Source organism: Klebsiella sp. Ech2A (genome assembly GCF_030078455.1).
GTDB lineage: Bacteria > Pseudomonadota > Gammaproteobacteria > Enterobacterales > Enterobacteriaceae > Klebsiella > Klebsiella terrigena.
This window is the reverse complement of record NZ_JAQGFU010000247.1, coordinates 1-5,617: the sequence shown is the minus strand read 5'-3', so window position 1 is coordinate 5,617 and position 5,617 is coordinate 1. Positions and strand designations below refer to the sequence as shown.

6 protein-coding genes are annotated in these 5,617 nt (G+C 60.3%); 1 reads left to right on the top strand and 5 read right to left on the bottom strand.

The features are described from left to right. Positions 1–433: SLAC1 family transporter (locus tag PFH44_RS24445; protein ID WP_463671575.1), on the bottom strand; the 433-nt coding region annotated here is incomplete at its 3' end. Between the two features lie 111 nt (positions 434–544). On the opposite strand from PFH44_RS24445, the gene ydcK reads away from it, so the two are divergent. Further along, positions 545–1,531 carry a YdcK family protein gene (gene ydcK, locus PFH44_RS24440; protein ID WP_283826435.1) on the top strand — a complete coding sequence of 329 codons (987 nt, stop codon included), beginning with the start codon at positions 545–547 and terminating at the stop codon, positions 1,529–1,531. Between the two features lies 1 nt (position 1,532). On the opposite strand, the gene rimL is transcribed toward ydcK, so the two are convergent. The 4 genes from rimL to PFH44_RS24420 form a co-directional block, all read right to left on the bottom strand. After that, the gene (rimL, locus tag PFH44_RS24435) at positions 1,533–2,105 is read right to left on the bottom strand and encodes a 50S ribosomal protein L7/L12-serine acetyltransferase (protein WP_283826434.1); all 573 of its coding nucleotides are present in this window, start codon (positions 2,103–2,105) and stop codon (positions 1,533–1,535) included. 63 nt (positions 2,106–2,168) lie between these two features. Next, positions 2,169–3,824 carry a glucan biosynthesis protein D gene (locus tag PFH44_RS24430; RefSeq protein ID WP_045855192.1) on the bottom strand — a complete coding sequence of 552 codons (1,656 nt, stop codon included), beginning with the start codon at positions 3,822–3,824 and terminating at the stop codon, positions 2,169–2,171. 189 nt (positions 3,825–4,013) lie between these two features. Beyond that, positions 4,014–4,787, bottom strand: a complete 774-nt coding sequence (locus PFH44_RS24425) for a transporter substrate-binding domain-containing protein (RefSeq protein ID WP_045855191.1) — start codon at positions 4,785–4,787, stop codon at positions 4,014–4,016. Positions 4,788–4,798: 11 nt separating this feature from the next. Beyond that, positions 4,799–5,617: methionine aminotransferase (locus PFH44_RS24420; RefSeq protein ID WP_283826433.1), on the bottom strand; the 819-nt coding region annotated here is incomplete at its 5' end.

The window sequence follows — 5,617 nt, the reverse complement described above, 5'->3', positions numbered from 1 at the left end:
GGCCCGGCGTCGTCGCGTCGCTGGGGTGATTGCCGCGCCACAGCCCGGCGCTTTGCCAGGCCGAATAGGCGAGCTGCAGCGCCACGCCGATGATAAACAGGCCCAGCGAGAGCGGGCGGCACCACGGCATGAAGCCGATGGAGACCAGCATGGTGGTTGCCGGAAACAGGCTGACGAAGCTGCTGGCGACCGGGTGGCGCATCTCCTGGCGAACGCTCCACGGAAAGCGGATCGCGCGGGTGATAAACGCGACGGCCAGCAGCGCCCATATCGTGGCCGCCAGCACCACCAGGCCATCGCCAACGCTGCGGCTTACCGGCCAAATGGTGCTGGCATAGCGCCAGGCAAAGCCCATTCCGATAATGCCCAGCACCATCCCAAAATAGCCCGCGGGTAGGTTCAGTACTCGCCGATCCAACTCTTTTTTATTCATTTTGTTTAATTTTTCAATTTATCTTTAAGTCGCATTTTAAAAGAACCTTTGAAAACGCGCTACGGAGATCTTTGCTATGTTTATGTTAAGCAAAAGTAAAGGGAGCCGCTGATGAACAAATATTGTCTGGGCGCGCAGGTTCGCCAGTTTCACTATCAGGAGGACGGGGTTAAACATAGCGTAAATCTGCGGCAAATTGTGGCCTTACGTGATTTCGCCGACGTGAAAGCGGGCAGCGAAGGCGGCTGGCTGGACGACGAGGCCGCCCTGAGCCAGGAGGGAGAGTGCTGGATTGACGATGCCAACAGCGCCGTTTTCGCCGGGGCGCGGGTTGAAGGCAACGCGCGGCTCAGCGGCGCCTGCACCGTCAGCCATCACGCGATTATCGGCGGCAACGCCCGGCTGGAGCGCGCCGACGTCAGCCACCACGCCCATATTAGTGACAACGTCACCGTTACCGATTCACAGGTGCGCGGCCGCTGCCGGCTGGCCGACGAGGCGCGGATCCTCCCCCGCTGCCTGATTATCGCCGCCCAGGGTCTTACCGACGACGAGGACAAAATCCTGCAAATTTACCAGCGGGCCACCGTCAGCGCCTCGCGGATCGCCCATCAGGCGCAAATCTACGGCGACGCCTTTGTCGAGCGGGCCTTCGTTGAGCATCGGGCGGAGATCTTTGACCACGCCCGGCTGGAGGGCAACGAGATTAACGACGTCTGGGTTTGCGATAATGCGCGGGTGTATGACCACGCGCGGCTGATCGCCGGGTGCGAAGAGGATGCCATTCCGACCCTGCGCTACAGCTCTCAGGTCGCGGAAAATGCCGTGGTTGAGGGCAACTGCCTGCTTAAACATCGGGTGATGGTCGGCGGTCACGCCCGGCTCTGCGGCGGCCCCATCCTGCTGGATGACGAGGTGCTGATTCAGGGCCACGCCCGCATCAGCGGCGACCTGGTGATCGAACATCAGATGGAAATTACCGATAACGCGCTGATTGAAGCCCTTAACGGGGAGGCAATTCACCTGCGCGGCCGCAAGCTTATCAACGGCGACGAGCATATTACCCGCACGCCGCTGGCCGGCTTTCTGTCACCGTGAATCACTCCTCGCCGGCGCGATAGTCGATAATCCGCCCGTAGATATTCTGGTCGTCATAGGCGCCGTTGAGATACTCCGCCTGCTGCAGGCAGCCCTCGAGGGTAAAACCATTTCGCAGCGCCACCTGGTTACTTTTGTGGTTGGCGACCCGGCACTTAATCACGAAGCGGCGAACGATACCGCTGCGCGCGTAGTGGTCGATAAAGGCCTGCAGCGCCTGCGAGAGCAGCCCCTGCCCCTGGTGGCTTTCGTCAATCCAGTAGCCGATATAGGCCGTCTTGTTGATCGGTTCAATCTGGTTAAAGGACAGGACGCCGACCATCTCATCCTGCAGGAACAGCAGAAACATTTTGGCGTAGCCGCGCTGATGGAGCATGACGTTGCCCTGCACGTGGCGTCGGGTTTCATCTTCGCCGCTCACCGCCGCCGGCCAGCTCAGGGAGTTCTGCAGCCAGTCTTTATTTTTTTCCACCAGCTGGTGCAGGACGGTGACGTAGCGTTCATCAACGGCGCGCAGCACCAGCCGGTCGTTAACGACGATCTCTTCCGCTGCGGGGGTATTTTCTGTGGTCATAGCACTCTCTCACTGCGCGCAGGCCGACCCGGGCGCATTCGTCCAGGTCGGCCTGCCGGGCGGTTACTTCATCACCCGGTCATCGACGTAGCGACGCTCGTCCGCGGCCGGCGGGAAATACTGATACAGCCAGGTTTCGCTGATCGCATCGCCCTGGCAGCGCAGGAACATGCGCATCTCTACCGGGTCGGTGGAGTCGTTAGTCGGGTACCAGTCGAAGAGGATCCGGTAGCCGTCAAACGGCTCAACGTAGAGGATCTCAACCTGCTTCGCCTCGCCGTTGGAGAGGGTGATCACCGGCTCGATGCCCCTTGGCGCCGCGGCCTTCAGATCGCCGCCGACAAAATCAATCGCAAAGCGACGGGCCCACTTGTCCGGATAGTGCTCGCCGGGCGCCCAGCCTTCCGGGAAGCCGCCCATGCCGGTGCGGGTTGCCAGCACGCGGGCCAGCGGTGAACGGACCGGCGGCTGCGCGCTCCAGTAGAGGCGGTAGCTGAAGTCGAGCTCATCCCCCGCCTTGATCGCTTTTTCCGGCTGCCAGAAGCAGACGATATTATCCAGCGTCTCGCCGGTGGTCGGGATCTCCATCAGGCTGACCGCGCCCTTGCCCCACTGGTTACGCGGCTCGACCCACAGGCTTGGGCGCTTGTTGTACCAGCCCATAATATCCTGATAGTGCGAGAAATCGCGATCGAGCTGCAGCAGGCCAAACCCGCGCGGGTTTTTATCCTGGAAAGCGTTGAACTGCAGCTTCTGCGGGTTATTCAGCGGACGACACACCCACTCGCCGTTGCCGCGCCACATGGCGAGACGATCGGAGTCGTGAATTTGCGGGTGGATGGTATCGCAGGTCCGCCGCTCGTTGTTACCGCAGCTGAACATGCTGGTCATCGGCGCGATGCCGAGCTGCTTGATGTCCTTGCGGGCGTAGATGTGGTTCTCCACATCCATGATCACCTGCGTCTCCTGGCAGTTGATGACAAACTTGTAGGCGCCAGTCACGCTCGGGCTGTCGAGCAGCGCGTAGACGGTAAAGACGGTGGCGCCCGGCTTGACGGTTTCAAACCAGAATGAGGTAAAGTCCGGGAACTCTTCCGGCGTGTCGGTAAAGGTATCCACCGCCAGGCCGCGGGCGGAGAGCCCGTACTGGTAAGTGCTGTCCACCGCGCGGAAGTAGCTCGCGCCGAGGAACGACACGATATCGCGACGCGCCAGCTCCGGGGCCTTGAAGGCACGGAACCCGGCGAAGCCGAGGTCGCTCTGCCCGACCAGCTGTTTGGTGTCTACGCCGGCATCGTTGTAGTTAAACAGCTCCGGGCGGAAGTGAATTTCACGCGCCTGCTGGCTCTGCGTATCCAGCGAGAACATGCGCACCCGGCGACGAAAGCCCATGCCGACGTGGAAGAACTGGATGTCCAGCTTGCGATCTTCGATATTGTTCCACAGCGAGTGCCCGGCATCGTACTGAATGCTGTTATAGGCCTGCGGGGTCAGATTCGCCAGCGTCGGCGGCAGGTCGCGCGGAGCGCCGCCCCAGGGCTGACGGGAGAGATCGTGGGCCATCCCTTGTAACACGGAGAAGTCAAAGCGGCGCGTCAGCCCATCGGCAATGCCTGATTCTTCAGCAAGCGCGGCTTTTGAGAAAAGAGAGGCGACTCCTGACGTTCCGCATACGGCGGCAACGGCCATGGAAGATTTAAGAAAACGTCTGCGATTCATGCCTGAGAAAGCGTCCTTCAGTTATGCCAGTTGGGAGGCAACGCGACAAACAGATGCGTCGTGAATTTCGCTCACTCTAGACAAAAACGATTAATAATCCAATTGTTGGCGACAGAAAAAGCGTGAAAAAAATATGTCCACCGGACCAGACCGAATTCCCCGCCGGAGAAACCGGCGGAGAATGACGCATTATTTGACGCTAACGTCGATGCCCGGGAAGTATTTCGCCGCCAGCCGGGTAATGGTGCCGTCGGCGCGCACTTTATCAATCGCGGCATCAAGCTGCTTTTTCGTCGCCTCATCGCCCTTGCGCAGGCCGTAGCCAATCCCGCTGCCGAGGATGGTATCGTCAGCCACCGGCTTGCCGATAAAGCCAAAGCCTTTCCCCTGCGGCTTGCTAAGGAAACCGGCCTGCCCGGCGGCGGACATCACCAGCGAAGCGTCGATCCGCCCGTTGAGCAGATCGGCCCACGCCATATTCTGATCTTTATAGGAGACCACGCTGACGCCGTGCTTCTCCCAGTGCTCTTTGGCGTAGGTCTCCTGAATTGAGCCCTGCAGCACGCCGATGGTTTTCCCCTTCAGCCCTTCCGGAGTCGCCTGCATACCGCTGTCGGCTTTACCGACCAGCTGCGACGGGATGCGGTAGATAGGCTGGGTAAAGTCGATGCTCTTGCGCCGCTGCTCGGTAATGTTCATCGCCGAGTTAATGGCGTCGAATTTCTTCGCCACCAGCCCCGGGATTAGCGCATCAAACGAGGTCTCCACCCAGCTGCACTTGAGCTGAGCGGCCTGGCAAATCGCCATCCCCAGATCGATATCGAAGCCTTCGAGCTCCCCGGCCGAATTACGGCTTTCGAACGGCGGGTATTCCGCTTCCACGCCGTAGCGTAATTCGCTGGCGGCAAAGGAGGAGAAGGTGCAAATCATCCCCAAAGCGAGGGTAAGGGCTTTTATTTTCATCGTGTGGCTCCTCAACGCGGCTTAACGTGACACAGCGCCTGCGCGCCGGCCCGTAACGTGGCTTCATCTTTCGCAAAAGAGAGACGTATCAGTTTGTTATCAGTACCATCCGCGTAAAACGCCGACAGTGGAATAGTGGCGACGCCGTAGTCGACGATCAGCCTCTTCACCATTTCGCTGTCGCTTTCGTCGCTGAAATGGCTGTAGTCCGCCAGCATGAAGAAGGAGCCGGCGCTCGGCAACAGGCGGAACGGCGAATCCGCCAGCTGCTGGCGCAGCAGATCGCGCTTTTGCTGATAAAACGGCGCCAGCCCCAGCCAGGATTGCGGGTCGGTCATCTGCTCAGCAAACGCGTACTGCATCGGCGTATCGGCCGAAAACATCAGAAACTGATGCACCTTGCAGATTTCCTCCATCAGCGCCGCCGGTGCAACGCAGTAGCCGACTCGCCAGCCGGTCACGTGGTAGGTTTTACCGAAGGAAGAGACGATCACGCTGCGCTCTGCCAGCTGCGGATGGGTGGCCATCCCGTGGTGCTGCGCCCCGTCGAAGACCACGTGCTCATACACCTCATCCGACAAAATAACGATATCGGTATTGCGGGTCAGCGCCGCCAGGCGGGCTAAATCGTCGGCGGAGAGCACCTGGCCGCTGGGATTGTGCGGCGTGTTGATCACGATCATCCGCGTCCGCGGCGTGATGGCGGAGGCGACTTCGTCCCAGTTGATGGCGAAATCAGGCACCGTCAGCTTGATCGCCACCGGCGTGGCGCCCTGCAGGCGCACGCGGTCTCCTATACACATCTGACCCGGCCGCCGAAAAGAGAGGGG

Excerpts from the sequence above, each read along its gene's own strand:
- ydcK (WP_283826435.1), top strand. The coding sequence starts at position 545 with ATGAACAAATATTGTCTGGGCGCGCAGGTTCGCCAGTTTCACTATCAG.
- PFH44_RS24430 (WP_045855192.1), bottom strand. The coding sequence starts at position 3,824 with ATGAATCGCAGACGTTTTCTTAAATCTTCCATGGCCGTTGCCGCCGTA.
- PFH44_RS24425 (WP_045855191.1), bottom strand. The coding sequence starts at position 4,787 with ATGAAAATAAAAGCCCTTACCCTCGCTTTGGGGATGATTTGCACCTTC.
- rimL (WP_283826434.1), bottom strand. The coding sequence starts at position 2,105 with ATGACCACAGAAAATACCCCCGCAGCGGAAGAGATCGTCGTTAACGAC.